The organism is Nonomuraea africana (assembly GCF_014873535.1).
Lineage (GTDB): Bacteria > Actinomycetota > Actinomycetes > Streptosporangiales > Streptosporangiaceae > Nonomuraea > Nonomuraea africana.
In genome coordinates, this window is sequence record NZ_JADBEF010000001.1 from 9,095,848 (window position 1) to 9,120,092 (window position 24,245).

Below are 24,245 nucleotides of genomic sequence, written 5' to 3' on the forward strand. Positions count from 1 at the left end.
CGATCGCCGAAGCACTCCGGGCCTAGGTTGGGCGGCGGGCGGCCATCGGGCCCCACCAGGCATCTCGGCTGTTGGGGCGATGGCTGCCGAGAGTGAACGCACCGAGCTGGAGGCAGCAGATGACCAATGAGATTCCGATCACCGACGACCGTCCCCCCGCGCTGGTCGTGACGGCGATGGTCGACCACGTTCTGGGCCTGGCGGCCACGTGGACGGCCTGGGACGGTCGTCCGTCGCAGGTCGATCAGCGGATCTACACGCCGCACAAGGCGATCAGAAGAGCCGCCGACCACCTCATCGATCATCTCGCCGAGGTGGAAGCCCGGCTGGCCGGGCACGAGACCATCGCTGATCGGTGGCATGCGTCGGCGATAACCACTCCGGCGGACCTGGCGCCCTTCACCGAGCAGGACCTGGAGGAAGCCGCGAGCCGGCTCCTCCGGCTCGCTCAGCTGTGGTCCGACCGGCTGAACGCGCTCACGCCCGACCAGCTGGACCACTCACCAGGCGAGGGCTGGAGCTTCCGGCAGCTCGCCTTCCACCTGGCCGGATCGGTCTACTACGCCGATGCTGTCGGAGATCTCTCGCTGGTCCACGAGCTGCCCGCTTCTTGAGGGACGGCCGGCAGGCGGCCCGTCGAGCCGAGGCAGGACGCGCTGAACCGGCCGGCCGAGAAGTCCGGCCAGCCGGTCGCACCGTGAGCGATCAGCCCGCGTTCTTGCGGTAGGCCCGCATGGCCGGCGGGAAGAACACCACGACCACGCCGGCCATCCAGGCCAGGCTGCCGAGCAGCGGCCTGGCGACGGCGCCGCCGTTCAGCAGGCCGCCCATGGTCAGCGGGTCGTCCGGGCCACGGGGCGGCTGTCAGCCGGAAGAACGGCGGGACCCCCGGCCTCCTCAAGGTTCGGGCTCGGTCAGGGTGCGCAGGAGGAGCCAGCCGAGGGCGGGAACGGCGATCAGCGGCGCGAGCGCGGTCTGCAGCGAAGTGGCGTCGGCGAGGACGCCGATGAGGGGGCTGGCCACGCCGCCGACGCTGACGGTCAGGCCCAGGGTGACGCCGCCGGCGGTGCCCACGCGTTGCGGCAGGTAGTCCTGGGCGAGGGTGATGTGCAGGGAGAACGGCACGTAGAGGCCGGCCGAGGCGAGGGCGACGAACAGGTAGAGCGGCGGGCCGGGGACGAAGACGACACCCGCGACGGCGAGGCCGGTCAGGGCGTAGGACCACCGGACGACCGCGAGGCGGCCGAAGCGGGTGGCGAGTGTCCCGCCGATCACGGTGCCCACCGCGCCACCGAGGTAGAGCACGAACAGCGCGGCCGTACCGGAGAGGTCTCCGCCGCCGGTGCGCTGGCGCGCGTACAGCGAGATGAACGCGCTGAGGCCGACGAAGACGATCGACCGGCACACGATGGCCCCCGACAGTTTCGCAAAGGAGGCCCAGCGATCCCGGCCCTTGCGGGCGGCCGCCGCCTCCGCGGCAGGGACCGTGGCACCGCGCAGCGCGGCCACGCACAGCGTCGCGCCGGCGAGAGCGGGGACGGCCAGCAGCGGCGAGGCGTGCAGCCCGCCGGTGGCGATGACGGCCGCCACCATCAGGGGCGCGGCGGCGAAGCCGAGGTTGCCGCCGAGGGAGAACCAGCCCATCGCGGTATGGCTGCCCCGGCTGGCGCGCCGTGCCACGCGCGCGGCTTCCGGATGATAGGCCGCCACGCCGATCCCGGACACCGCGACCACCACCAGGGTGAGGACGTAGGAGTCGCCGACCCCGGCGAGCGCGACGCCGGCCCCGGCCACCAGCGTGCTGACCGGCAGCAGCCACGGCATGGCCCACCTGTCGGTGAGCGCCCCGAACAGCGGCTGCACCACCGAGGACAACAGGGACGCGGCCAGCACGATCCCCGAGGCCGCCGCGTAGGTGTAGGCCCGCTCGGCGACGAAGAACGGAACCAGGGCGGCCACCGCGCCCTGGTAGACGTCCACGCAGGCATGCCCGAGGGACAGCAGCGTGATGGGCCTGGTGGGCGGGGTCTGGTTCGTCGGCACCGTCCCATCGTGGCCAGCGCCGCGGCTGGCCCGCTTCCGATAAAATGCCAAGATATGCCGGAAATCCGCCACACTCCCGAGGCGCCCACTCGCACCCAGGCCCTGGCTCCGGGGGAGAGCATCGAGGCGCACCGGCACGACGACCACCAGATCGTCTACGCGGGCTCCGGGGTCCTTGCCGTCACCACCGAGGCCGGCACCTGGTTCGCCCCTGGCACCCGCGCCCTCTGGGTCCCCGCCGGATGCGTCCACGCCCACCGCGCCCACGGCCACCTCGACCTGCGCCTGCTCGGCCTGCCCGCCGACACCAACCCCCTCGGCCTCGACGCCCCGACCGTCCTCGCCGTCAGCCCCCTGCTGCGCGAGCTGATCCTCGCTTACACCCGCGACCCCCACGACGACGGCCCCGAGCGGCTGCGCCTGCGCGCGGTCCTCCTCGACCAGCTGCGCGCCTCACCCCAGCAACCCGTCCAGCTGCCCGCCCCCACCGACCCGCGCCTCGCCGCGGTCTGCGACCTCCTGCACGAGAGCCCCGCGGACCCGCGCACCCTGGCCGCCCTGGCCACCGCGGCGGGAGCCGGCGAGCGCACCCTCAGCCGCCTCTTCCGCCGTGAGCTGGGCATGACCTTTCCCCAGTGGCGCACCCAGCTGCGCCTCTACCACGCCCTGCGCCTGCTGGCCGACGACGTGCCGGTGACCACGGTGGCCCACCGGTGCGGCTGGTCCTCCACCAGCGCCTTCATCGACGTCTTCCGCCGCGCCTTCGGATATACCCCCGGCATTCACCACCGCCGGGTGTCCGGATCCGGGTCGCCCGTTCGTCATAGGGGTGAGTTCACGACACCGAGGAGCGAAGATGAAATACATGATGTTCGTGTGCACCGACACCGAACCTGACACCGACCAGGTCGCCGGCCCCGACATCGAGGTGTGGGTGTCGGAGAACGACGCGCGTGGGCGCCGCCTGGAGGGCAGCGTGCTGGCGCCGCCGTCCGCGGCCACGACGGTCCGGGTCCGCAACGGTCAGTTGCTGGTCTCGGACGGCCCGTTCACCGAGACCAAGGAGGTCATCGTGGGCTACGACCTGCTGGAGTGCGCCGACCTGGATGAGGCGATCGAGATGGCTCGCGCGCACCCGATGGCCCGGTCGGGACGGCTGGAGCTGCGCCCGCTGGCCGATCTGGACGACCGACGGCGTGACTGATGTGCGTGCGGCCGCGACGGCCGATGCCGTCGCGGCCGCGAGCGAGGACGCGTACGCGCGGATCGTGGCCGCGCTGATTCGCGTCACCGGCGACTGGACGCTGGCAGAGGACTGCGCCCAGGAGGCGATGGCGCTCGCCCTGCAGCGGTGGCCTCAGCAGGGCGTGCCGGACAACCCGGGCGGCTGGCTGATGACCGTGGCCCGCAACCGCGCGATCGACGTGCTGCGCCGCGCTTCGGTCGAACGCCGCAAGCTGGCCGAGCTGGCGGTGCTGGCGCTCGCCGATCCGGGTTCCGCGCAGGCTGCGGCGGAGGAGGAGGTCGTGGACGACCGGCTGCGGCTCATCTTCACCTGCTGCCACCCCGCTCTCTCCATGGAGGCGCGCGTGGCGCTGACGCTGCGCACGATCGGCGGGGTGCCGACCGCCGACATCGCGCGGGCCTTCCTGGTCAGCGAGTCGGCCATGACCCGGCGGCTGACCAGGGCCAAGACGAGGATCGCTGAGGCAGGCATCCCGTACCGGGTGCCGACCGGCCCGGCGCTGGCCGAGCGGCTCCCCGGTGTCCTGGCGGTGCTGTACCTGCTGTTCACCCATGGCTACAACGCGGCCGGCCGGCCGGCCTTCGCCGACGAGGCGATCCGCCTGGCCAGGCTCCTGCGACAGCTGATGCCCGGTCAGGGCGAGGTGTCCGCGCTGCTGGCGCTGTTCCTGTTCCAGCACTCCCGGCGCGACGCCCGCCGTGACGGGCACGGCAACCTGCTGACCCTGGACCGGCAGGACCGGCACCGCTGGGACCACGCCGCGATCGCCGAGGGCCTGCGCCTCCTGGCCGGCACGCCGCAGGACGGCCCGTACGCGCTGCAGGCCCGGATCGCCGCCTGCCACGCGACCGCCGCCTCCGTCGAGGCCACCGACTGGCCGGCGATCGCCACGTGCTACGACCGGCTCGCCCGGATCCAGCCCTCACCGGTGATCGAGCTCAACCGTGCCGTGGCGCACGGCTACGCGCACGGGCCGGCGGCCGGGCTGGCCCTGCTCGCCCAGGCCCGCGCCGGTGGCGCGCTGGACGACTACCCGCCGGCCGTCGCCGCGGAAGCCGACCTCACCGCCCGCCACGGCGACCGCGACCGGGCCGCCGCCCTGTTCCGGCAGGCCGCCGCCGTCGCCCACTCCGAACCGGAACGGCGCGCCCTGCTCGAGCGCGCCGGCGAACTGCTCGGCGGGGACGACCGCACTCGACGACCACCTTCAGGCTGAGGTGACGACGGGCTCGTCGGCGACCGAGGGGGTCACCTCGGGGACGGGCGCCGGACGCACCAGGATGAACGCGGCGCACGCCAGCCCTGTCACGGCGATGACCGCGTACATCACGCGGTAGTCGACGATTCCGGCCAGGGCCGCTCCGGCGGTGATGGAGGCGGACTGGGTCAGGTTGGACAGCATCCCGCCAGCCGCGCCGACCCGGCCCTGCAGCCTGGCGGGGACGTACAGGTGCTGCGCGGTGCCGAGGGCGACGCTGAAGAGGGGGATGGCCAGGCCGTAGATCGCGGCTCCGGCGAGGAAGAGGGGGAGCGACGGCGCCAGGAAGGCCGCCGCGCCCACGGCGAACACCGCGTAGCCGATGCTCGAACCGCGCGCCTCGCCCAGCCGGTTGACCAGCACACCCGCCAGTGCGCCACCGGCGACCGACCCCGCGCCCTGGATCGTGGTGAGGACGCCGAAGAAGGCGGCCGGTTGGCCCAGGCCACGGTCGATTGCGGCGAAGACCGCGGTGTCCATCAGGCCCGCGCTCGCCATGAAGATCGTCTCTGCGAGGGTGAGCCTGAGGAGGAGTGGCACGTTCCACAGGTGGCGGAAGCCGGCGGTGACGGCCGTCAGGAAGGGCTGGCCGACGGGCTCGGGCTCGGATTCGACGACCTTGATCGAGATGAGGAACGCGATCCCGGCCACGATGGTCCCTGCTACGACGACCGCGAGCGTTCCTCCGCCGAAGCCCTGATAGATGCCGGCTCCGATGACGGGGGAGGCGATGCGGACGCCCTGCCGTACCGTGATCAGGGCGGCCCGGGCGCTCGCGGCCTCGGCCGACGGGAGGATGTCCTTCAGCAGTCCGCCGTAGGCGGGGACGGCGAACGTGACGCCATAGGCGAGGGCCACCGCGTAGAGGAGCCAGATCTGGCCGGCGGAGTGGACCAGCGTCAGGGCCAGGACGGTGAGCGCCATCGTCGCGTTCATCGCGATGAGCAGCGGCTTGCGGCGGACGCGGTCCACGACGTGGCCGTACAGCGGGGAGAACAATCCGGGTAAGGCGAGGCAGAGGAAGACGAGTCCGGCGGCGGAGTCGGAGCCGGTGAGATCCTTGGCCCAGATGCCGAGGGAGAGGTAGAGGGCGCTGTCCCCGAAGCTGGAGACGGCGTCTCCGGCCAGGAGGCGGCGGAAGAGCGGGTTGCGGAGCGCGGTCACGTTCGGCCTCTCACGAGTCTTCGGGCAGAGGGGTGCCGGCCAGCAGGATCCGGACGAATCTGGCGTCCTCGGGGACGGGGGCCTGGCCGGTGGTGCGTTCGATGTACGGCGCCAGCACCTCGAGCAGCCGCTCGCCGACCTCGTCGAGTTCCTGGGCGGTCATCGGCGCGGTGACGCCGCTCAGGAAGGCCCCGTCGCGCCACTCCTCGGGGGCGTCGGGGCGGGCCTGGGACCAGTCGAGGAGCCTGACCGCCTCGCGCTCGACGAAGACCCGCTCCAGCTCGGCCGCCGCGACCCCGCCCGTGCTCGCCGACCAGCTCTGCCTGAGGTCCGCGACCCGCCATGGGCGTTCGCGCTGGTCCTCGCTCTCGGCCTGGACGACGTAGCCGTACTTGGCCAGCTGGCGCAGGTGGAAGGAGCACGAGGCCTGGGTGGAGCCCAGGTGCCTGGCGCAGACCGCCGCCGTGGCGGGCCCGATGCGGCCGAGCAGCTCGATCAGGTCGAGTCGCAGGGGGTGGGCCAGCGCGCGCATGGCCCGAGGGTCGGTGATCTCCATATGTCAAAGATAGCTTTGGTAATTGGAATGTCAAACAACTCTTTGGCTTTCTCGGAAAACCGCTGGCGATGCCGCGTGACGGGTAGGTAGCCTCCCTTGAGTCCGATGATCAAGGAGGTCGCCTACCGCGCCAAGGGGGAGTCCGTGGTGTCCGTATCGTCCACCGGCGCTCCTCGAGTGGTCGGCTACAGCATCGCCGCCGGCGTGGTCCCTTCCGCACGGCGGCGTCACGGTTCGGCCGAGGGGCTGATCGCCGTCCTGGTGGTCTCCGGGTTCTTCGCCCTGCTCACCGTGGGCTACCAGCTGAGCTGGGTGATCGCGCAGAGCGAAGGGACGCCCGCCGCGTTCGTCTCGGGCCTCGCCCTCTCCATCGTCCTGGCGCTCACGCCGCTCCCAGTCATGTTCGCCGCCGTCGTCGCGCTGGACCGGCAGCGGCCCAGACCGTGGATTCGGCTGGCCTTCGTGTTCGGCTGGGGAGCCGGAATCGCCGCCTTCTTCTCCGTCGCCCTGGAGAGCTGGGTCTCCGCCGATCTCCAGCTGTACTTCGGCGTGGACGCGACCACTGCGGAGACGGTGAGCGGCGTGATGCTGGCACCGCCGGTGGAGGAGGCCTTCAAGGGGGCGGCGCTGGTCGGGTTGCTGTGTCAGTGCCGGCGCGCGATCGGTTCGCTGACGGACGGCGTCGTCTACGCGAGCGTGGCGGGCCTGGGGTTCGCCACCATGGAGAACATCCTCTACTACCTCATACCGATCGTCAGGGAGGGAGCGGAGGAGGGGCTGGCCTTCGCCGCGGTTCGCGGGCCCATGATGCTGTTCATGCATCCCCTCTGGACCTCGTTGTTCGGGCTGGGTGCCAGCTACGCGCTCATGTCGCGGGGCAGGGTCAGGTGGCCGGCCCTGTCGCTGGGCTACGCGGGCGCCGCCCTCCTGCACTTCCTCTGGAACCACACGATCGACACCGCGCCCGCCCCCAGCGGCGTGGTGGCCTGGCTGGCCGGGATGGGGAAGGTCTACCTCCTGGAGCTGGTGGTCGTGGGCGCGCTGATCGGCGTGACCGTGCGAGAACGGCGCAGGCGGGCCGCCGCGACCTGGTCAGGCCCAGGCTGACGCCTCAGGATCATTTCGGCCCCGAGGGCCGAGGACGTCGACGCGAAGCGGGCCCCGCTCGCGTCACTCGCGGGCTGAGGCCACCGGCCCTCGGACGGCGTGTCCCTGTTCGCCCATGAGGGCCGTGGTCGGGAGGCGGGCCTCCACCAGGGTGCCGCCGCCGGGGCGGGAGGTGACGACGCAGGAGCCGCCGAGCTCGGCCGCGCGTTCGCGCATCGACGACGTGCCGACGCCGGCCCGGACGTCCGGACGCAGGCCCACGCCGTCGTCCTCGACGCTGACCACGAGCCGCCCGGCCTCGCGGACCAGGGCGATCATGACCGTGGACGCCCGCGCGTGCCGCCGCACGTTCGTCACCGCCTCCTGCGCGATCCGGTACGCGGCCACCTCGACGGCCGCGGGCAGGTCGCCGAGCTCGCCGTCCACCACCACCTCGACGGCGGTCCCCGTCTCGTCGGCCCTGGCCAGCGTCGTCTCCGCGAGCTGCCGTACGGCCCGCGCGAGGCCGAGGTCGTCGAGCGCCGGCGGGCGCAGGCCGTACACCAGCTCGCGGATGTCGCCCGTGACCGCCTCCATGCCGTTGTGGAGGTCCTTGAGCAGGTCGTCCGCGGTGCTCGGGGCGCGCTTGATGCTGATGCGGGCGATGTTGATCGTCATGGCCATCGCGCCCAGCGTCTGCCCGAGCCCGTCGTGCAGGTCGCGGCGGAGCCTGCGGCGCTCCTCCTCGCGGGCGGCCAGAATGCGTTCCCTGGACCGTTGCAGGTCGGCGGCCATGCGGGTGGCGTGCGCCACGTCGGCGACGTACGGCAGCAGCGTCGCGATGACCCGCTCGTCGTGCGCCGCGGCGAACCTGCGCGCCCCTGGGCGGCCGATGAGCAGGTGTCCGACGGGCTCGCCGTGCCAGACCAGGGAGATCTCGCGGGGAGCGGCGCCGATGTCGCCGCTCTCGACCGACAGGCCGCCGGTCACCCGTACGGCCGCGCCGTCCACCGCGAGGCCGTCCCTGACCACCTCGACCACCACGCCCAGGGCCTCGGCCGGGTCGGCCCGCCTGACCTCCTGCGTGAGCCGCTCGGCCAGCAGGCGGGGGTCGCCGACCGGGCCGTACATCAGCCGGTCCACCGCCCGCTGCAGGGCGCGGCGCATGGGCTGGAAGAACGCGCCCGCGAACAGCGCCGCGGCGAGCCCGGCGACCTGGTGGTATCCGGCGACCAGCAGGCTCGACACGGCGCCCACGCCGAAGTAGACGCCGCTGACGGCCGCGATCAGGCCCGCGGCCACGAAGGCGCGGCTGATGACCGTGTCGATCCCGAACAGCCGGTAGCGCAGCACCGACACCATGACCGCGACCGGGATCAGCCCGGTCCAGAGGACGGCGGGCGCCCAGTAGTCGTCGCCGAGCAGCAGGAACACGATGTACACGGCGAACGTGACGAGCGGCCACGCGATCTGGCGGCGCGTCGCGGGATCGCCCTTGCGGAAGCGCGTGGCGAGCGCTATCAGCGCCACGACGACGCATACCTCCATGGCGAGGTAGGCCGCCTCGTAGAGCTGGTGGTGGACCGGCGCGAGCGCCTCGATCTTCAGCGGGTTCGGCATGACCGCGGGGCGCCGGGGCACGCCGGGCCCCGGTTTGGGACGGACGGCGAGGAGGAAGGCGAGCGCGGCGAAGACGGTCATGCTCACCACGACGTGCGCCCGCCACCCGGGCGAGGGCAGCCTGCCGTCCGGCGAGAGCAACGGCACCAGCACCGCGAGGATGCCACCGCCGAACGCCCACGCCGTGCCCGCCGCGATGCGGAGCAGGCCCGCCGCGTCCATCGCCCCGGTGCCCGCCGCGTGGAGCATGAGCATCGCGGCGATCACGCTGAGCGCGGCGAACAGCCCGCCCGCGCACATCAGCCAGCCCACGACGAGCCGTGGACGCCGCGCCACGACGAAGGCGCCGACGAGCGGGAACGCGAGCCCGGCCGCGTGGTCGGGCGTGGCAGGGATGGAAGGCCGCCACGCTTCCGGCAGCCGCGTCTGGATCAGGAACGCCAGCACGACCGCGACCAGGGACACGGCCGCGACACCCCACGCGATGACGCGCGCCAGCGCAGCTTCCCGACCGTCCACCTGGGGATTATGTCCGGAATGCGGCGGCCCCGCCAGCTGAACCTTCGTCACATGTGTGCGCCGCGCCGGTTCATGGGGGCCGCCGGTCTGGTGCTCGTCCTCACCGGCGCGGTCACCACGCACCTCATCGACGACGCACCGCTCTACGAAGAGGTCTCGGCCCCGGTCCACCTGGTGATCACGGCGGCCTTGTCGCTGGCGAACTGGCCGGCGGACTGGCGAGACCTCCTGCGCGTGCGCGCCGACGCGGTGCCGCCTCCACACCGTGCCGGGGATGACATGTCCTCGAGCTCGAACGCCTCAACCTGAGCGAGGCGCCGCACGCGACCAACCTCCGGCTACGAGCGAGGGCCGGGCAAGGCGCGGGTTCCCGCCGCGGCCAGGACGGCCATCGCGGCCGCGGCCGCCACGGCGACCGCGAAGCCGCCGTGCGCGCCGAACGCGTCCACCGCTCGGCCGGACAGCGCCGCGGCACCGGCCGAGCCTGCCGCGCTCGCGGAGTTCAGCCAGGTGAACGCCTGGGTGAGGACGGCCCGATGGACGGCCGCCTCGGCGAGCAGCGAGCAGAGCACCAGGATCGGAGGAATCGCCAGACCGGTCAGCGCGAGCACGAACCCCAGCTCCATGGGGGAGCCGGCGGCGAGGAGCGTCAGGCTGCCAAGTGCCGATCCGGCCGTCACGACCGCCAGTTGGGTCCTCGGCGCCGCGCGCCACCGGCGCATGCCGTACAGCCAGCCCGCGAGCAGGCTGCCGCAGCTCGACACCGCGAACAGCGGCGCGGCGGCGCCGGCGGCGCCGCTCTCCACCGCGAAGGCCGCCACCGAGACCTGCATGGCGCCGAAGAACACGCCGATGGCGAGGTTGACGCCCACCAGCACCGCGAAGCCGGGCCGCAGCAGCGAGCGGCCCGCTCGGCGGCGCTCGGCGGCGCCGGAGGCCGGCGGCGGTGCGGTACGGCGCTGCGCGGCGAAGGCCAGTCCGCCGGCCACCACCAGGGCGGTCGCCAAGACCGTGCCGAGCGCCGGATGCCCGCTCGCCCCCGCCGTACTGACCAGGACAGGACCGGCCAGGTACGCCAGCCCGTTGCCGAGCGACTCCAGGGCGAAGGCCGTGGGCAGTGCCGCGGCCCGGTCGCCGCGCAGCAGTGCCGGCCAGCGGGCGGCGGACAGGGCGCCGAGCTGCGGGATGGTGGCGCCGACCAGCGTCCCGCCCGCCGTCATCAGCCAGGCAGGGCCGCCGCCCGCGACGATCGCCAGTAGCGCGGCCACCGCCGCCGCGTGGGCGAGCAGCGTGGGTGGCAGGACCCTGGTCTGGCCGAAGCGGTCGACGAGCCGGGCGAGTTGTGGCCCGGCCAGCGCCTCGGCCACGGCGAAGCCGCCGGTCACCAGCCCGGCCATGGCGTAGGAGCCGGTCCGGCCGTACACCAGCCAGACGATGCCGAGGCTGGTCATCGCGATGCCGACGCGGCCACCCACGGCGGTCACGAAGAAGGCCGCCGCGCCGGAGGTGCGCAGCAGGGTGCGGTAGGTCGCCGAAGACATGGTGCGTCCCTTTCGCTGCCCGGCGGGGCGGACCACCCGGGGTCGTCGGCGTCCTGATGTGCCGACCCGTGGTCATCGCCTGGAGCCGTCCAGTGCTGGCGTGGAGAGGGGACGCGCGCCCCACGCCGACTCCATCACCGGGCAGAGGTCTCAAATGGTCTCGGGTGCTCGAACAGCTGAGCCTAGTTCCCTCGCGTTCCGCAACTTGGATAGTTATGCTATCCATCATGTGGATCGAGGACCAAGAGCCGCGGTTCGGTCGGGGCGAGGTGGTGCTGGTGGTCGTGATCGGCCTGGCTGTTCTGCACCACGTGGATCAGTTACTCAGGGCCGACGGCGGCGGATGGGCGTTCGGCGCCGGCCTTCTCGTCTATCCGGCCCTCCTCCTGTTCGGGACGCGGCCATGGATCCGGGTGGCGCTGGTCGCGCTGTCCTTGGCGATCTTCCAGTCGGCCACCATGTTCGTCGACACCCCCGTCGAGCAGTACGGCACGTGGGCGCGTGGCGCGAGCTCGGCCCTGCACGCCATCGGCAAGCCCAATCTGCTCGGGATCGCCTCGCCGGCCCTGGGCGTCCTCTCCGTCACCGTCTCCCTGCTCCTGACGGCGGCGACCGCCCTTGCGCTGGTGCTGCTCACGGCCGAGGTTCGCACGCTGCGCAGGACCGGGCGGACGGCAGCGGCGGCGACGCTCGTCCTGATCCTGCTGACGGGCGCCGGCTACGGCTGGGCCGCCAGTTCCACTGACACGTCCACGCTGGCCAGGATGGTCGTCTGGCAGGGGTCCGATGTCCTCGACCACCAGCGGTTCCCCGCCAGGACGGTCGACAGCCGCCCGCCGGCGTTCCGGTTCGCGCGGGCCCCGGGCGCCGACCGGATCCCCGCGCAGACCGTGCCTGTCCGGGACGGCGGGAGCGTCACGGAACGCGATCTGGAGACCTTCCTGCGTTCGACGGGAACGACGGCCTTCATCGCGATCAAGGGCGACACCATCCGCTACGAGGCCTACTTCAACGGCTACCGGCACGACTCCACCTTCGCCTCGTTCTCCGTGGCCAAGCCCTTCGTCTCGGCCCTCGTCGGCATCGCGCTCGCGGACGGTCACCTCGGCTCGGTCGACGACCCCGTCACGAAGTACCTCCCCGAGCTGGCCGTACGGGACGCCCGGTTCGGGCGCGTCACCCTGCGCCACCTGCTGACCATGGCGTCAGGACTCGCCGACCTGGACCCGTACTACGACCCCGATCTGCGCGCGGTCGCCCTGCGCGACACCGAGGTCGTGGAGGCTCCCGGCCGGCGCTTCCACTACAACAACATCAACCCGGTCCTCCTGGGGCTCGTCCTCGAACGGGCCACCGGCCGCCCGGTCTCCGCCTACCTCGAGCAGAAGCTGTGGGGTCCCCTGGGCATGGAGGCGGACGGCTCGTGGAGCACGGACAGCGAGAGGTCGAGGTTCGAGCAGATGCAGACCGGGCTCAACGCGCGAGCCGTCGACTTCGCCAAGTTCGGCGCCCTGTACCTGAACGAGGGGTCCTGGCAGGGCAGGCAGCTGATCCCGCGCGAATGGGTGACCGCGTCCACCCGGGTGGACACCACTACCGACCCGGCGCCCCACTTCCAGTACAACTGGTGGATGCGGCCCGGCTCGGGAGCGCCGAACGACTACTGGGCGCAGGGCAACCACGGCCAGTTCGTCTACGTCTCGCCCGGCCAGGACGTCGTGCTGCTCAGGCTCGGCATCGAGTACGAGTACGAGCGCTGGCCCGAACTGCTGGCCGAGCTGGCCCGCCGCCTCTGACGACTCCGGGCTACCGGGTGTCCGTTGCCAGCCGTACGGCGAGGGCGGCGAAGACGGTGCCCGAGAGACGGTGCAGCCACCGCTGTACGGCGGGGCGGCGGCGGACGAAGTCGCCCAGCCGGCCCGCGAGAAGGCCCCGCGCTGGCGTCGACCCCCAGACCGACCACGATGAACAGCGCTCCGAGAGCGAAGAACTGCGCCGTCACGTTCCCGCGGGCCGGGTCGATGGGGGGAAGAACGCCAGGTAGAAGGCGATCACCTTGGGGTTGGCGAGGTTCGTCAGCGACGCCCTGCCGAAGATGCGGCGGGCTCGACCCGGTTCGGGCCGCGCCTGAGGCGGGTCGAGACCGTCTGACCTGGCGGCGGCCCGGAACGAGCTGATGGCGAGGTACACCAGATAGACGGCGCCCACGACGCGTATGACGTCGACTGCGGCCACACCCGGATCGATCAGCATGCGGCCACGTTACTCGGAGCGGGACGGCCGATCGCGGAAGCATCCTTTCCGCAATGTCTCCTACCATGGTCGTCATGAGCGAGAACCCGCAGATCCGACCCTTCCGCATCGAGATCCCACAGGCCGACGTCGACGACCTGAAGGACCGGCTCGCCCGCACCCGTTGGCCGCAGGACTCGCCCGAGGACGGCTGGAGCCGGGGCGTGCCCCTCGGCTACCTCAAGGACCTGACGGCCTACTGGGCCGACGGGTTCGACTGGCGGGCCCAGGAGGCGGCGCTGAACGAGATCCCGCAGTTCCTGACCACGATCGACGGGCAGGACGTGCACTTCATGCACATCCGCTCGCCCGAACCCGACGCGTTCCCGCTGATCCTCACGCACGGCTGGCCCAGCTCGCCGATCGAGTTCCGCCAGCTGATCGGCCGGCTCACCGACCCCCGCTCCCACGGCGGCGACCCCGCGGACGCCTTCCACCTGGTCATCCCGTCACTGCCGGGCTACGGATTCTCGACTCCCGCACGGCACGGCTGGGGCAACCTGTTCCGCGTCGCGCAGGGGTGGGCGGAGCTGATGTCGCGGCTCGGCTACGAGCGGTACGCCGCCCACGGAACCGACGTGGGCTCGGGAGTGGCCGGCCTGCTCGGCCTGGTCGCGCCCGACCGGGTCACCGGCATCCACCTCACCGGGACCATCGCGACGTTCCCGTTCGCGCCGCCGCTGGAGACGGGCGGGCTCTCGGAGCCCGATCGGGTGCGGGCCGACCGGTTCACCGCGTACCAGCAGGAGGGGCTCGGCTACCTGCACATGATGACGACCAGGCCGCAGACCCTGGCGTACTCGCTGACCGACTCGCCGGTGGGGCAGCTCGCCTGGATCGTGGAGAAGTTCAAGGAGTGGACCGACCTCTCGGCGGAGCTGCCCGAGGACGCGGTCGACCGTGACCAGTTGCTCACCGGTGTCAGCGTTCACTGGTTCACCGGCTCGGGCGCGTCCTCCGCCCACGCGGTCTACGAGGGCATGCAGGTCTACCGGCAGATGGCCGCACAACAGGCGGCGGGCGGCGACGCGGACGCCTGGGAGGAGCCGGCGGGCCCGCCGACGGGCGTCGCGGTCTTCGCCGCCGACACCACGATCCGCGGCGTCATGGACCCCGCGGGCCGCATCGGGCACTGGACGGAGTTCGACCGCGGCGGGCACTTCCCCGCGATGGAGACCCCCGACCTGCTCGCCCAGGACCTGCGCGCCTTCTTCCGCGACCTGCGCGCCTGACGGGCCCGACCCCGGCCTTCCCGGACGGCCCGAGCATCGAGAATGGGCTTGAGTCTCCGGTTAGGGGAGACACGAGGGTGGAGGGCATGGACGGCGACACGCTCTACACGATCGGCGATCTGGCCCGGCGGACCGGGCTGACGGTCAAGGCCATCCGGTTCTACTCCGACCAGGGGATCGTGCCGCCTGCCGACCGTAGCCCCGCCGGCTACCGCCGGTACGGCATCGACGCCGTCGCACGCCTGGACCTCGTGCGGACGCTGCGCGACCTCGGACTGGACCTGCCCACGATCAGGAAGGTCGTGGACAGGGAGGTCTCCCTCACCGAGGTCGCCGCGGCGCACGCCGAGGCGCTGGCCGTGCAGATCCGCACGCTGCGCCTGCGCCGCGCGGTGCTCACGGCGGTGGCCAGGCGCGGGTCGACCCCTGAGGAGATGGATCTCATGCACAAGCTGGCCAAACTGTCGGAGGACGAACGCCGGCGGCTGATCGGCGCGTTCCTCGACACCGCCTTCGGCGGCCAGGACGCCGCCCCCGAGCTCGTGGGGATCAGGCGCTCGATGACCCCCGAGCTGCCGGACAACCCCGAGGCCGAGCAGGTCGAGGCGTGGGTGGAGCTGGCGGAGCTGTCGCAGGACCCGGATTTCCGCGCCACCATGCGGCGCGTGGTCGAGCAGCACGCGGCCGAGCGCGCCCAGGGCGACACCACGGGCCCGCGCCGCGACTTCGCCGCGATGGTCCGTGAGCACGTCGGCCCGGCCCTGGACGCCGGCGTCGATCCGGCCTCGCCCGGCGCGGTCGTCGCGGCGGTGATGACGCAGTACGCGCGGGCCTTCGGCTGCCCCGACGACCTGGACCTCCGGCGCCGGCTGCTGGCCAGGACGGAGAGCGCGAACGACCCTCGCAGGGAGCGGTATCTCCAGCTGCTCGCAGTGATCAACGGCTGGCCGGCTCCGGAGAGCCTGGCGCCGGTGTTCGACTGGTTCGTCCGGGCCCTGCGGACCGCGCAAGGCTCAGCCCTTGACCGCGCCTGACGTGAGGCCCTCCACGATGTAGCGGCGGGCGAAGGAGAACAGCACGAGCGTGGGGAGGATCGAGACCACCGTGGCGGCCGCCATCGGCCCCCAGTCGATGTCGTACTGCGTGATGAACGAGTTCATCGCGACCGGGATGGTCTTGGTCTCCTCGCTGTCGATGAAGGCGATGGCGAGGAAGAGCTCGTTCCAGCACTGGACGAAACCGAAGATGAACGTGGCGGCGATGCCGGGCAGCATGACGGGGACGACCACGCGCAGCATCGCCGTGAGCCGCGAGCAGCCGTCCACCATGGCCGCCTCCTCGAGCGCGACGGGGACGCGCTCGTAGAAGCCGCGCATGATGATCGTTGAGAACGGCACCAGCATGGCGACGTAGACCAGCATCAGCCCGCTCATCTGGTTCAGCAGGCCGAGGTCCGACATCATCAGGTACAGCGGGCCGAGCGCGATGAACAGCGGGATCATCTGGGTGACCAGGTAGGCGAGCATGAGCGCGCCGCGTCCGGGAAAGTGGAAGCGGGCCAGCACGTAGCCGCCCAGCACGCCGATCGCGGTGACCACGGCACCTGACACCAGCGAGACGATCAGGCTGTTGCGCAGGTAGCCGCCGAACGAGGAGAAGGAGAACAGCTCGCGGTAGTGCTCCAGGGTGGCGCTGCCCGGCAGGTACCGCAGCGGCACCGCGAAGATCTCCGCGGTGGGTTTCAGCGAGGTGACCAGGATCCAGTAGAGCGGGAAGACGGTGATCAGCAGCCAGACGCCGAGCACGACGGCCTTCGCGATCCGGGCGATCAGCGGGGTCGGGTGGCGCACGGTCAGTCCCTCGCCTTCTCGAACCGGGTGGCGTTGAGGTAGAAGACGCTGAACGACAGCAGCAGCCCGAGGACGAAGATGCCGACCGCGCCCGCCTTCCCGTAGTCGCCGTTCTGCACCTGCTCGATGAGGTAGGTCGTGGCGATGTGCGTGCTTCCCGCGGGGCCGCCGCCGGTCATCGAGTAGATGAGGTCGGGGAAGTTGAGAATCCAGATGACCCGCAGCAGCACGATGAGCACCAGGGTGGTCCGGATCGCCGGCAGCGTCACGTGGACGAACTGCCTGATGCGGGAGGCGCCGTCGACGTCCGCCGCCTCGTACAGCTCCTGGGGCACCGACTGGAGCGCCGCGATGATCATGATGGCGAAGAACGTCACGCCGTACCAGATGTTGGCGACGATGATCGAGGTCATCGCCCACCCGGGCGAGGAGAGGAAACCGATCGGCTCGTCGACCAGGCCCGCCTTGATCAGGAGATCGTTGACGACGCCGAACTCGCCGTTGAACATCCAGCGCCACAGCAGGCCGATGAGGAAGCCGGACATCGCCCAGGGGAAGAACACCCACGCCTGGTAGAGGCCGCGACCGCGGAAGTGCCGGCGCAGCAGCAGGGCCAGGCCGAAGCCGAGCACGAGCTGGCCGGTCAGCGACGCGACCACCCAGATCCCCGTGTTGCCGAGCGCGGTCCAGAACTGGTCGTCGGTCAGGACCGCGCGGAAGTTCTCCAGCCCGACGAACGGCGTGGCGGTCAGGTCGAACAGGTTGTAGCGCTGGAACGCGATCACGCCGCCCCTGATCATGGGGTAGTACGTGAACGCGATGACGAACACCACCCCGGGCAGCAGGCAGAGCGCGATGAAGCGGGCCCGCCGCCCGTCGAAGGCCGGCCGGGCCGCGCGGGCGGCGGTCCGCCCGCGCGAGCCGATCTCCTTGACCACTGTCACGACGTCTTCTTCTTCGCCTGATCGGTCCAGAAGGCGTCCCAGGCGCTCAGCACGTCCGCGACCGTCTTGTCACCGGTCAGCAGCGACTGGATGTCCTTGTCCGCCGTCTGCTGCCACTCGCTCCAGCCGGGGTAGTCGACCGGCCTGATGGTGATCATCTGCTTGTCGTCCTGCTGGGCGTCCAGATACGCCTTCCAGGCGCCCTGAGAGAACTCGGGGTCCTGCTGGGCGGCCGTGCTGATCGGGATGAGCGAGTTGCCCTTGGCGAACGCCGTGCTCTGCGCGCTCTCGCTGAGGAACTGGACGAGCTTGACCGCCTCGGTCTTGTGCGTGCTGAAGGACGTCACGCCCCAGCCCGCGTACCCGACGGGCTGCAGCGCGTACCCGCTCGGGCCCTTGGGGATCGGGGCGGTGCTCCAGCCGTCCTTGGGGATGCCGCTCTCCCTGACCGTCTTGATCACTTCGGGATCCTGGATGAGCATGCCGGTGACGTTGGAGGTGAAGCCCTGCACCATCTCGGGGAAGCTCCACGAGACCGAGTCGGCGGGGGAGGCCTCCTTGAACAGGCGCAGGAACAGGTCCATGGCCTGCGCGGCCTCCGGCGTGGACCAGATCGTCCCGCCGTCCTTCAGGAAGAACGACTTGGCCGGGTCCACCTTGTCACCGTTGAAGGCGCTGACGATCAGGACGGCGTAGTCGAAGCCGCCCTTGCCGCCGCGGAAGGAGTAGCCGTAGCGTCGCTTGCCCTTGTCGGTCAGCTTCTTGGCGGTGTCGTAGACCTCCTGCCAGGTGGCCGGCGGCTGCGCGACGCCGGCGTCGCGCAGCCAGTCCGACCGGTAGAAGAGCACCTTCTCGTAGAAGCCGTAGGGGATGAGGTACGGCTTGCCGCCCACCTCGACGGCCTTCTTCCTGGCCAGGTCGGTCAGCCCGGTCCAGCCGGACCAGCTCTGCACCGGAAGCTCGGCCAGCCAGCCGTTGTTGGAGAAGGACTTGGCGGTGTGGTCGCGGACCTCGAGGACGTCGATGCCCTTCCTGGTCTGCAGCACCTGGGTGATCTTCTGGTCGGCGTTCTCCAGGGGCGGCGAGATCAGCTCGACCTTGATCCCGGGGTTCTGCCGCTCGAAGTCGGCGAGCAGCTTCTTGATCAACTTGGTGCGGTCCGGGCTGGTGAGGCTCTCGATCATGCGCAGCCTGACCGTGCCCTCGGCGTCGTCGGAACCGCAGCCGGCCACGGTCATGGTCAGCACGCCGGCCAGCAGGAGGGCGAGCCTGTGGGGTCTGGTCATGGTCTCCCCAGGAGTGTTCCGTTGACAGCGCTGTCACAGCGTTGAATGACGGGGATGCTACACGGAGCCATCCGTGAGCCGTCAAGATGTCGCGAGCGCCTCGGCGAGATCCGCGACGAGGGTGTCGGCGTCCTCCAGCCCCACCGAGAGGCGAACCAGTCCCACCGGAATCCCCATGGTGGCCCGCACCGACTCCTGCGTGGTGAGCGCGGGCGCGCTGACCAGGCTCTCGAATCCGCCCCACGAGACGCCGATGCGGAAGTGGCGCAACGCGTCCACGAACCTGGCCACCTCGGTGATGTCCTCGGTGTCGAGCTCGAGGCTGAAGACGCTGGAGAAGCCGGTCATCTGCGCGCGGGCGAGCTCGTGACCCGGATGGCCGGGCAGACCCGGATGGTTGACCGCGCGGATGGCGGGGTGCTTGACCAGGAACTCCGCCACTCTCAGACCACGTTCCTGGTGCGCAGGCATGCGGACGGGCAGGGTGCGCAACCCCTTGATCGCCTTGGCCGCCTCGTGGGCCGACAGCGCCGCGCCGTACAGCTGGTACTCGGTCAGCGCCAGCGGCCTGATCAGCCGGGAGGGCCCGGCCACGACACCGCCGACGAGGTCGCTGTGGCCGCCGATGTACTTCGACAGCGAATGGACGACCAGGTCGACGCCCATGGTGAGCGGCTTCTGGAAGATCGGCGTCGCCCAGGTGTTGTCCATCACCGTGGTCAACCCCCGCCCGCGCGCCCACCCGGCGAAGGCGCGCAGGTCGATGACCCCGTAGCGCATGTACGACGGCGACTCCAGGTACAGCACGCGGGACCGAGTTGTGACAACGCTGTCAAGCACGGCAGGATTATCGGTGTGCACCGTCGTATGCGAGACCCCGAATTTCTCCAGGTAGCGGAGGAACTGGGTGGTCGGGCCATAGACCGCCCCCACCACGATCACCTGGTCGCCCGCCGAGACCAGCGAGGAGATCGTCGCCGCGATGGCGCCCATCCCGGACGCGAAACACTTGGCCCGCTCCGCCCGCTCGAGCGCGGCGATCTTGCGCTGGAGCACGTCCACGGTGGGGTTGGTGCCACGCGAGTAGACGTAGTTCTCGTCCTCGGCCGCCAGGCCGTCGGCCAGCGCGTTCGCTGTGGGGAAGGTGAACAGGGAGTTCTCGAAGACCGGCGGGTTCACCGCGCCCGACATCCAGGGCTCGTCCTCGCCGTACCGGCCGCAGATCCAGCTGTCGTCGATGTGTTCGTACATGGCTGCGCACGGTACAACATGGTCCGGGACGTGCGCTCGGGCACCCCGGAGAAGGGATGGGGATGAACCGCCGACGAACCACGATGGCCGACGTCGCCCGGCACGCCGGGGTCAGCCTCAAGACGGTCTCCCGGGTGGTGAACCAGGAGCCCCACGTACGGCAGGATCTGGTCCGGCGCGTCCAGGGCGCGATCACCGCGCTGGGGTTCCGGCGCAACGAGGCCGCCAGCCGGTTGGCGCGCGGCGGCTCGGTCCTCACCCTGGGCCTGGTCATCGAGAACATCTCCAACGAGTTCTACTCGAGCTTGGCCAAGGCCGTCGAGCGGGCGGCCTCGGCGCACGAGGCGCTGGTGGTCTTCGGCAGCTACGAGGAGCGGGCCGATCGCGAGGTCATGCTCATCGACACGATGTACGGCAGAGGCGTCGACGCCATGGTCATCGTCCCCACCGCCGGGGACCACACCTGGCTGACCGAGTACCTCGCGAGCGGGCTCACCGCGGTGTTCGTCGACCGGGTGCCCGAGGGGCTGCCCGACACCGACGCCGTGCTGCTCGACGCCGAGGCGGGCGGGCAGCTCGCCACCCGGCACCTGCTCGCCTACGGTCATCGGCGGATCGCCCTGATCTCGGACAACGACCCGTTGAGCTCGGTGCACGCCCGGGCGGAGGGATACCGTACGGCCCTGCGCGCGGCCGGGGCCGCCGCCGATCCCGCATTGTGCGTGACCGGCCTGTTCGACCCCTGGCAGGTGGAGCAGGAGGTGCTGCGACTGCTCGCGCTGCCCGACCCGCCGACGGCGTTCTTCGTGACCAACAACAGGGCCGCCATCGGTCTCATGCAGGCCCTGCGCGACCATCCAGGGCCGCGCCCCGCATTCGTCGGCTTCGACGACTTCGAGATGGCCGGGGTGTTCACCCCCGGGGTCACCGTGGTGCGCTACGACGTCACCCGCCTCGGCAGCGCGGCGGTGGAACTGCTGCTCGCCAGGGTGCGGGACCCCGCGCGCCCCAGCCAGCGGGTGACCGTCCCGGTGGAGCTCGTGGTCAGGGGCTCGGGCGAGGTGCCCCCACCCTGACTCCGCGGCCCGGCGGGCCGGAGGTGGGCTGGCGGCCCCGGAGGGACACGTCGCGTTCTCGGCTGTACGGCTAGCCGAGCAGGCCGGCCAGTTCGCGCCACTCCCGCAGGGGCGGCGTGGCGGGGTCGGCGGTGAGGACCTGGAGGCAGACGTGGTCGGCCCCGGCGTCCAGGTGCTCGCGCACCCGCTTCTCGATCGCGCCGGCGTCCCCGTAGGCGACGATCGAGTCCACCAGCCGCCTGCTCGGACCCGACAGGTCGGCCTCGTCGAAGCCGAGCCTGCGCAGGTTCGCCATCTGGTGCGGGGCCTGTTCCGCGTAGAAGCCGACGTGCGCGGTGGCCGTCTCGCGCGCCCTGGAGACGTCGGAGTCCAGGACCACCGCCTGCTCGACGGCGAGCAGCGCGCCGGGCCTCATGACCTCGCGGGCCGTGCGGGTGTGCTCGACGGGCACGAAGTACGGGTGCGCGCCCAGGGTCCGCTCGGCGGCCAGGGCCAGCATCTTGGGGCCCAGCGCGGCCAGCACGCGGCGGGGCGGATCGGCGGGCGCGGGGGAGTTCAGCGGGACGGCGTCCATGGCGTCGAGGTAGGCGGTCATCGTGCGCACGGCCTTGCCGCGGCTGGGGATCTCGTAGCCGTCCATCGGAATGGGGGTGTCGCTCACCCGGTGGCCGCCGAGACCGAGCAGGTAGCGGCCGGGGAAGGCCTCGTTGAGCGACCTCTCGGCCGCGGCCATGCTGATCGGGTCGCGGAAGGCGATGTTGGCGATGCCGGCGGCGACCGTCATCCGCCGGGTCGCGCCCAGCGTGAGCCAGGCCTGGCTCACGCTGTCCCGTCCGAAGCCCTCGCCGAACCACAGCGCACCGTACCCGAGCTCCTCGAGCTCCGCGGCCGCGTCGCGGACGGCGGAGGCGGGCTGCTGGTCGAAGGCGAAGGTCCAGATTCCCAGTGTTCCGAGCATGCGTGCACTCCTGACAAGTGATGCGGAGAGGCTCTCCGGTTCCTCGGCGCTACAATACGGAGAAGTTCTCCGGTTGAGCAAGTGGAGGTGCCGATGCGTGCGGACGCGCGCCGCAACTACGACCATCTGGTGGCGACCGCCAGGGCCGTGTTCGCCGAGGAGGGGCCTGACGCGTCGCTCAACGAGGTCGCCAGGCGCGCCGGGGTGGGGCCCGGCACGCTGTACCGGCATTTCCCCACCAGGCAGGCGCTGCTCGTGGCGGTGTTCAGGGAGCGGATCGACACGCTCTGCGCGCACGCGGACGACCTGGCCGCGCACGCCGCGCCGGGAGAGGCGCTGCGCACCTGGTTGCGCGCGGTCCTGCTGCACGCGCGGACCGACGGCGGGCTGTCGGCCACGATGGCCTCGGGCGTGGACCTCGGCTTCGACTGCCACGCCAGGATGCGGTCGGCGGCCACCACGCTGCTCGCGAGGGCGCAGCGGGCGGGCGCGGTCCGGGCGGAGGTGTCGGCGGATGACCTGTTCAAGCTGGTCACCGGCATCGCCCAGGTCGCCGACGACCAGAGCGAGGGTGAGCGGCTGCTGGCGCTGGCCGTGGAAGGCGTCGCCGTCCACCCCTCCTGAACGCGCGCTCGCCGGAGCCGCCCGGACTCGGCGCCACCACCCTCGGCGCCGCTGTGGTGGCCGCTCTCGCTTCTCGTGGTCAGAGCCGGGCGTGCGAGGTGATGTCGGCGGCGAACTCGTCGATCATCTTGGGGGTGATGGTCGGCCGGCACTGGCCGATCGCGGCCAGGTAGTCGGCGGTGCCCGCGCCCGCCGGCAGCTCCACGGACCGGTCCCCGCCGGTGAGGTCCCGTTCGAACGCGGACTGCGCCGCGGTCCTGGCCGCGTGCTCGATGTCGGCCGGTGTGAACAGCTCGCTCGCCGCGACCAGCGTGTCCAGGTCCACGTCGGGCCGCCCGCCGGAGTACCGCGCCCAGATCGCCGAGCGCGCGGCCGCGTCCGGGGTGCCGATCGGCACCAGGTAGTCGAACCGGCCGGGCCGCAGGAACGCGGGGTCCAGCGAGCGGATGGAGTTGGTCGCGCACACCAGCAGCCGCTCGTCCCGCTCCCTGAAGCCGGGGATCAGCTTGAGCAGCTCGTTGGTGATGCCGTGGCTGCCGGCCTCCGGGCGCTCGGCGCGTACGGCGGCGATCTCCTCGACCTCGTCGATGAAGACCAGCACCCGCTCGAGTTCGGCGATGCGGGTGAAGGCGGTGCGCAGTGCCTCGGCCAGGTTGCCGTCACCGGCGAGCCGGGACGGCAGCAGCTCGACGAACGGCCAGCCGAGCCGGGAGGCGATCGCGCGAGCGAAGGTGGTCTTCCCCGTGCCGGGCGGACCGAACAGAGCGATCGCCCGCGGCGGTCGCACACCGTGCCTGGCGGCCCGCTCCGGCTCGGCCAGCGGCAGGACGACACGTCGCTCGATCAGGTCCTTCTCCACCTCCATGCCGGCCACCTTGTCCCAGAGGTCACCGGGCAGGAGCCGGCCCCCGAGCTGGGCCAGCAGGTCGGCGCCGAGGCCGACGGCGGGCTCGGCCTTCTCGAAGTACGCCACGGCGGGCCGCCTGGTGTAGCCGGCGTTCACCAGCCCCTCGCCGAGCAGCTCCTCCTCCGGCAGCACGTACGCGATACGCCGTACCCGCGCGTCGATCAGCCGCCGCTCCAGCTCCCGCAGGAGCGCGCTGGCCAACCCGCGCCCGCGCCACGCGGTGGCGATCGCGATGCGCATCACCCAGGCGCGCTCGCCTGCCACGTGGGAGAGCGCCGCCCCGATGGGCACACCCCGGTGGACGGCCACGACGGCGGGCTGGCGCGAGGTCAGCGCCCCGATGCACTCGGCGAGGGAGAACACCGACTCCTGACCGAGTCCGGCCGTGCTGTCGATCAGATGGACCACGGGCGCGAGATCGTCCTCGCGGTAGTCATGGATGTGCCAGTTCATCGGAATCGCCTCCTCCGCTGGGGGCTACCGACGCTAAGGCAGCTCAGGGGGCTGGTCCCTCGCCAAGCTGGACAACATGACGGCGAAAAATGTACCGGGTGGAAGATGTGCCGTTTTTCCTGGCAACGGGCACGCCGTCCGCCCGGCGGGCACCGCGGCCAGCGGGTCGTCGCCGCCTTCGCCGCGTAGCGGGACCTCTCGTATGGGCCATTCGCCGGGTAGCGGGACTTCCCGGATGAGCCAGGAGGCGGCGATCCCCGACAAGACGGCGGCACCTGCGCCCAATCAGCGGGCACGTAGGCGTCGCTCACCTGCATCAATGGGTGTTTCCTGTCGGTG

The 24,245-nt window shown here is 71.6% G+C and carries 24 protein-coding genes; 11 read left to right on the plus strand and 13 right to left on the minus strand.

The annotated features are described in order from the left end of the window. Nucleotides 1–119 precede the first annotated feature (119 nt). On the plus strand, nt 120–614 hold the full coding sequence (locus tag H4W81_RS43545) for a hypothetical protein (RefSeq protein ID WP_192780140.1): 495 nt from the start codon (nt 120–122) through the stop codon (nt 612–614). A 91-nt stretch (nt 615–705) separates the two neighbouring features. On the opposite strand, the gene H4W81_RS49070 is transcribed toward H4W81_RS43545, so the two are convergent. Continuing rightward, a complete protein-coding gene (locus H4W81_RS49070) occupies nt 706–831 on the minus strand; it encodes a hypothetical protein (protein ID WP_264083228.1) in 126 nt (41 codons plus the stop codon). A 66-nt stretch (nt 832–897) separates the two neighbouring features. Then, nucleotides 898–2,043, minus strand: a complete 1,146-nt coding sequence (locus tag H4W81_RS43555) for an MFS transporter (protein WP_318782441.1) — start codon at nt 2,041–2,043, stop codon at nt 898–900. 54 nt (nt 2,044–2,097) lie between these two features. Between H4W81_RS43555 and H4W81_RS43560 the strand changes: the two genes are divergently transcribed. From H4W81_RS43560 to H4W81_RS43570, 3 genes are read left to right on the plus strand one after another with little or no spacing between them, the layout of a single operon-like run. Further along, nucleotides 2,098–2,940 carry an AraC family transcriptional regulator gene (locus H4W81_RS43560; protein ID WP_192780141.1) on the plus strand — a complete coding sequence of 281 codons (843 nt, stop codon included), beginning with the start codon at nt 2,098–2,100 and terminating at the stop codon, nt 2,938–2,940. Beyond that, complete coding sequence (locus H4W81_RS43565; RefSeq protein WP_192780142.1) at nt 2,900–3,247, plus strand: YciI family protein; 348 nt, start codon at nt 2,900–2,902, stop codon at nt 3,245–3,247. Before H4W81_RS43560 ends, H4W81_RS43565 begins: the two co-directional genes overlap by 41 nt. Then, on the plus strand, nt 3,240–4,505 hold the full coding sequence (locus H4W81_RS43570) for a sigma-70 family RNA polymerase sigma factor (protein WP_318782442.1): 1,266 nt from the start codon (nt 3,240–3,242) through the stop codon (nt 4,503–4,505). The genes H4W81_RS43565 and H4W81_RS43570 overlap by 8 nt, the downstream gene beginning before the upstream one ends. On the opposite strand, the gene H4W81_RS43575 is transcribed toward H4W81_RS43570, so the two are convergent. Beyond that, the gene (locus H4W81_RS43575; protein WP_192780144.1) at nt 4,497–5,711 is read right to left on the minus strand and encodes an MFS transporter; all 1,215 of its coding nucleotides are present in this window, start codon (nt 5,709–5,711) and stop codon (nt 4,497–4,499) included. The two genes, H4W81_RS43570 and H4W81_RS43575, sit on opposite strands and share 9 nt — an antisense overlap. A gap of 10 nt (nt 5,712–5,721) precedes the next feature. Further along, nucleotides 5,722–6,267 (minus strand): ArsR/SmtB family transcription factor, encoded by a 546-nt coding sequence (locus H4W81_RS43580; RefSeq protein WP_192780145.1) that lies wholly within the window; start codon nt 6,265–6,267, stop codon nt 5,722–5,724. A 105-nt stretch (nt 6,268–6,372) separates the two neighbouring features. Between H4W81_RS43580 and H4W81_RS43585 the strand changes: the two genes are divergently transcribed. Continuing rightward, nucleotides 6,373–7,374: a PrsW family intramembrane metalloprotease gene (locus H4W81_RS43585; protein ID WP_192780146.1), complete on the plus strand. Its 1,002-nt coding sequence runs from the start codon at nt 6,373–6,375 to the stop codon at nt 7,372–7,374. A 63-nt stretch (nt 7,375–7,437) separates the two neighbouring features. Here the strand turns inward: H4W81_RS43585 and H4W81_RS43590 are convergent, their stop codons facing one another. Continuing rightward, nucleotides 7,438–9,492, minus strand: coding sequence for a sensor histidine kinase (locus tag H4W81_RS43590; RefSeq protein ID WP_192780147.1), 2,055 nt, complete (start codon nt 9,490–9,492; stop codon nt 7,438–7,440). Between the two features lie 18 nt (nt 9,493–9,510). On the opposite strand from H4W81_RS43590, the gene H4W81_RS43595 reads away from it, so the two are divergent. Beyond that, nucleotides 9,511–9,801: a hypothetical protein gene (locus tag H4W81_RS43595; protein WP_192780148.1), complete on the plus strand. Its 291-nt coding sequence runs from the start codon at nt 9,511–9,513 to the stop codon at nt 9,799–9,801. A 29-nt stretch (nt 9,802–9,830) separates the two neighbouring features. Here H4W81_RS43595 and H4W81_RS43600 read toward each other — a convergent pair whose 3' ends face one another. Then, entirely contained in the window at nt 9,831–11,033 is a 1,203-nt protein-coding gene (locus H4W81_RS43600) for an MFS transporter (protein WP_192780149.1), read from the minus strand. 227 nt (nt 11,034–11,260) lie between these two features. Here H4W81_RS43600 and H4W81_RS43605 point away from each other — a divergent pair, with 227 nt between their 5' ends. Beyond that, on the plus strand, nt 11,261–12,829 hold the full coding sequence (locus tag H4W81_RS43605) for a serine hydrolase domain-containing protein (protein ID WP_192780150.1): 1,569 nt from the start codon (nt 11,261–11,263) through the stop codon (nt 12,827–12,829). 202 nt (nt 12,830–13,031) lie between these two features. On the opposite strand, the gene H4W81_RS43610 is transcribed toward H4W81_RS43605, so the two are convergent. Next, nucleotides 13,032–13,286, minus strand: coding sequence for a LysE family translocator (locus H4W81_RS43610; protein ID WP_192780151.1), 255 nt, complete (start codon nt 13,284–13,286; stop codon nt 13,032–13,034). 74 nt (nt 13,287–13,360) lie between these two features. Here H4W81_RS43610 and H4W81_RS43615 point away from each other — a divergent pair, with 74 nt between their 5' ends. Further along, complete coding sequence (locus tag H4W81_RS43615) at nt 13,361–14,557, plus strand: epoxide hydrolase family protein (RefSeq protein ID WP_192780152.1); 1,197 nt, start codon at nt 13,361–13,363, stop codon at nt 14,555–14,557. 86 nt (nt 14,558–14,643) lie between these two features. Next, nucleotides 14,644–15,591 carry a MerR family transcriptional regulator gene (locus tag H4W81_RS43620; protein WP_192780153.1) on the plus strand — a complete coding sequence of 316 codons (948 nt, stop codon included), beginning with the start codon at nt 14,644–14,646 and terminating at the stop codon, nt 15,589–15,591. Here H4W81_RS43620 and H4W81_RS43625 read toward each other — a convergent pair. The 4 genes from H4W81_RS43625 to H4W81_RS43640 all read right to left on the minus strand — a co-directional run bounded on the left by H4W81_RS43625 (nt 15,571) and on the right by H4W81_RS43640 (nt 19,888). Further along, on the minus strand, nt 15,571–16,407 hold the full coding sequence (locus H4W81_RS43625) for a carbohydrate ABC transporter permease (RefSeq protein WP_318782443.1): 837 nt from the start codon (nt 16,405–16,407) through the stop codon (nt 15,571–15,573). The genes H4W81_RS43620 and H4W81_RS43625 overlap by 21 nt on opposite strands. A gap of 2 nt (nt 16,408–16,409) precedes the next feature. Beyond that, a complete protein-coding gene (locus H4W81_RS43630; RefSeq protein ID WP_318782444.1) occupies nt 16,410–17,351 on the minus strand; it encodes a carbohydrate ABC transporter permease in 942 nt (313 codons plus the stop codon). Then, nucleotides 17,348–18,637 carry an ABC transporter substrate-binding protein gene (locus H4W81_RS43635; RefSeq protein WP_192780154.1) on the minus strand — a complete coding sequence of 430 codons (1,290 nt, stop codon included), beginning with the start codon at nt 18,635–18,637 and terminating at the stop codon, nt 17,348–17,350. Before H4W81_RS43635 ends, H4W81_RS43630 begins: the two co-directional genes overlap by 4 nt. A gap of 81 nt (nt 18,638–18,718) precedes the next feature. Next, a complete protein-coding gene (locus H4W81_RS43640; RefSeq protein WP_225959075.1) occupies nt 18,719–19,888 on the minus strand; it encodes a trans-sulfuration enzyme family protein in 1,170 nt (389 codons plus the stop codon). A 62-nt stretch (nt 19,889–19,950) separates the two neighbouring features. On the opposite strand from H4W81_RS43640, the gene H4W81_RS43645 reads away from it, so the two are divergent. Further along, complete coding sequence (locus H4W81_RS43645) at nt 19,951–20,964, plus strand: LacI family DNA-binding transcriptional regulator (protein ID WP_192780155.1); 1,014 nt, start codon at nt 19,951–19,953, stop codon at nt 20,962–20,964. 70 nt (nt 20,965–21,034) lie between these two features. On the opposite strand, the gene H4W81_RS43650 is transcribed toward H4W81_RS43645, so the two are convergent. Then, entirely contained in the window at nt 21,035–21,922 is an 888-nt protein-coding gene (locus tag H4W81_RS43650) for a TIGR03620 family F420-dependent LLM class oxidoreductase (protein WP_192780156.1), read from the minus strand. A gap of 93 nt (nt 21,923–22,015) precedes the next feature. Between H4W81_RS43650 and H4W81_RS43655 the strand changes: the two genes are divergently transcribed. After that, nucleotides 22,016–22,546 (plus strand): TetR/AcrR family transcriptional regulator, encoded by a 531-nt coding sequence (locus H4W81_RS43655; protein ID WP_192780157.1) that lies wholly within the window; start codon nt 22,016–22,018, stop codon nt 22,544–22,546. A gap of 79 nt (nt 22,547–22,625) precedes the next feature. Here H4W81_RS43655 and H4W81_RS43660 read toward each other — a convergent pair whose 3' ends face one another. Beyond that, nucleotides 22,626–23,906 (minus strand): ATP-binding protein, encoded by a 1,281-nt coding sequence (locus H4W81_RS43660; protein ID WP_192780158.1) that lies wholly within the window; start codon nt 23,904–23,906, stop codon nt 22,626–22,628. Nucleotides 23,907–24,245: the final 339 nt, after the last annotated feature.

Coding starts and splice junctions, on each gene's coding strand:
- H4W81_RS43580 (WP_192780145.1), bottom strand. CDS start 6,267: ATGGAGATCACCGACCCTCGGGCCATGCGCGCGCTGGCCCACCCCCTG.
- H4W81_RS43545 (WP_192780140.1), top strand. CDS start 120: ATGACCAATGAGATTCCGATCACCGACGACCGTCCCCCCGCGCTGGTC.
- H4W81_RS43610 (WP_192780151.1), bottom strand. CDS start 13,286: ATGCTGATCGATCCGGGTGTGGCCGCAGTCGACGTCATACGCGTCGTG.
- H4W81_RS43645 (WP_192780155.1), top strand. CDS start 19,951: ATGAACCGCCGACGAACCACGATGGCCGACGTCGCCCGGCACGCCGGG.
- H4W81_RS43660 (WP_192780158.1), bottom strand. CDS start 23,906: ATGAACTGGCACATCCATGACTACCGCGAGGACGATCTCGCGCCCGTG.
- H4W81_RS43615 (WP_192780152.1), top strand. CDS start 13,361: ATGAGCGAGAACCCGCAGATCCGACCCTTCCGCATCGAGATCCCACAG.
- H4W81_RS43650 (WP_192780156.1), bottom strand. CDS start 21,922: ATGCTCGGAACACTGGGAATCTGGACCTTCGCCTTCGACCAGCAGCCC.
- H4W81_RS43620 (WP_192780153.1), top strand. CDS start 14,644: ATGGACGGCGACACGCTCTACACGATCGGCGATCTGGCCCGGCGGACC.
- H4W81_RS49070 (WP_264083228.1), bottom strand. CDS start 831: ATGGGCGGCCTGCTGAACGGCGGCGCCGTCGCCAGGCCGCTGCTCGGC.
- H4W81_RS43655 (WP_192780157.1), top strand. CDS start 22,016: ATGCGTGCGGACGCGCGCCGCAACTACGACCATCTGGTGGCGACCGCC.
- H4W81_RS43560 (WP_192780141.1), top strand. CDS start 2,098: ATGCCGGAAATCCGCCACACTCCCGAGGCGCCCACTCGCACCCAGGCC.
- H4W81_RS43595 (WP_192780148.1), top strand. CDS start 9,511: ATGCGGCGGCCCCGCCAGCTGAACCTTCGTCACATGTGTGCGCCGCGC.
- H4W81_RS43640 (WP_225959075.1), bottom strand. CDS start 19,888: ATGTACGAACACATCGACGACAGCTGGATCTGCGGCCGGTACGGCGAG.
- H4W81_RS43635 (WP_192780154.1), bottom strand. CDS start 18,637: ATGACCAGACCCCACAGGCTCGCCCTCCTGCTGGCCGGCGTGCTGACC.
- H4W81_RS43585 (WP_192780146.1), top strand. CDS start 6,373: ATGATCAAGGAGGTCGCCTACCGCGCCAAGGGGGAGTCCGTGGTGTCC.
- H4W81_RS43565 (WP_192780142.1), top strand. CDS start 2,900: ATGAAATACATGATGTTCGTGTGCACCGACACCGAACCTGACACCGAC.
- H4W81_RS43600 (WP_192780149.1), bottom strand. CDS start 11,033: ATGTCTTCGGCGACCTACCGCACCCTGCTGCGCACCTCCGGCGCGGCG.
- H4W81_RS43605 (WP_192780150.1), top strand. CDS start 11,261: ATGTGGATCGAGGACCAAGAGCCGCGGTTCGGTCGGGGCGAGGTGGTG.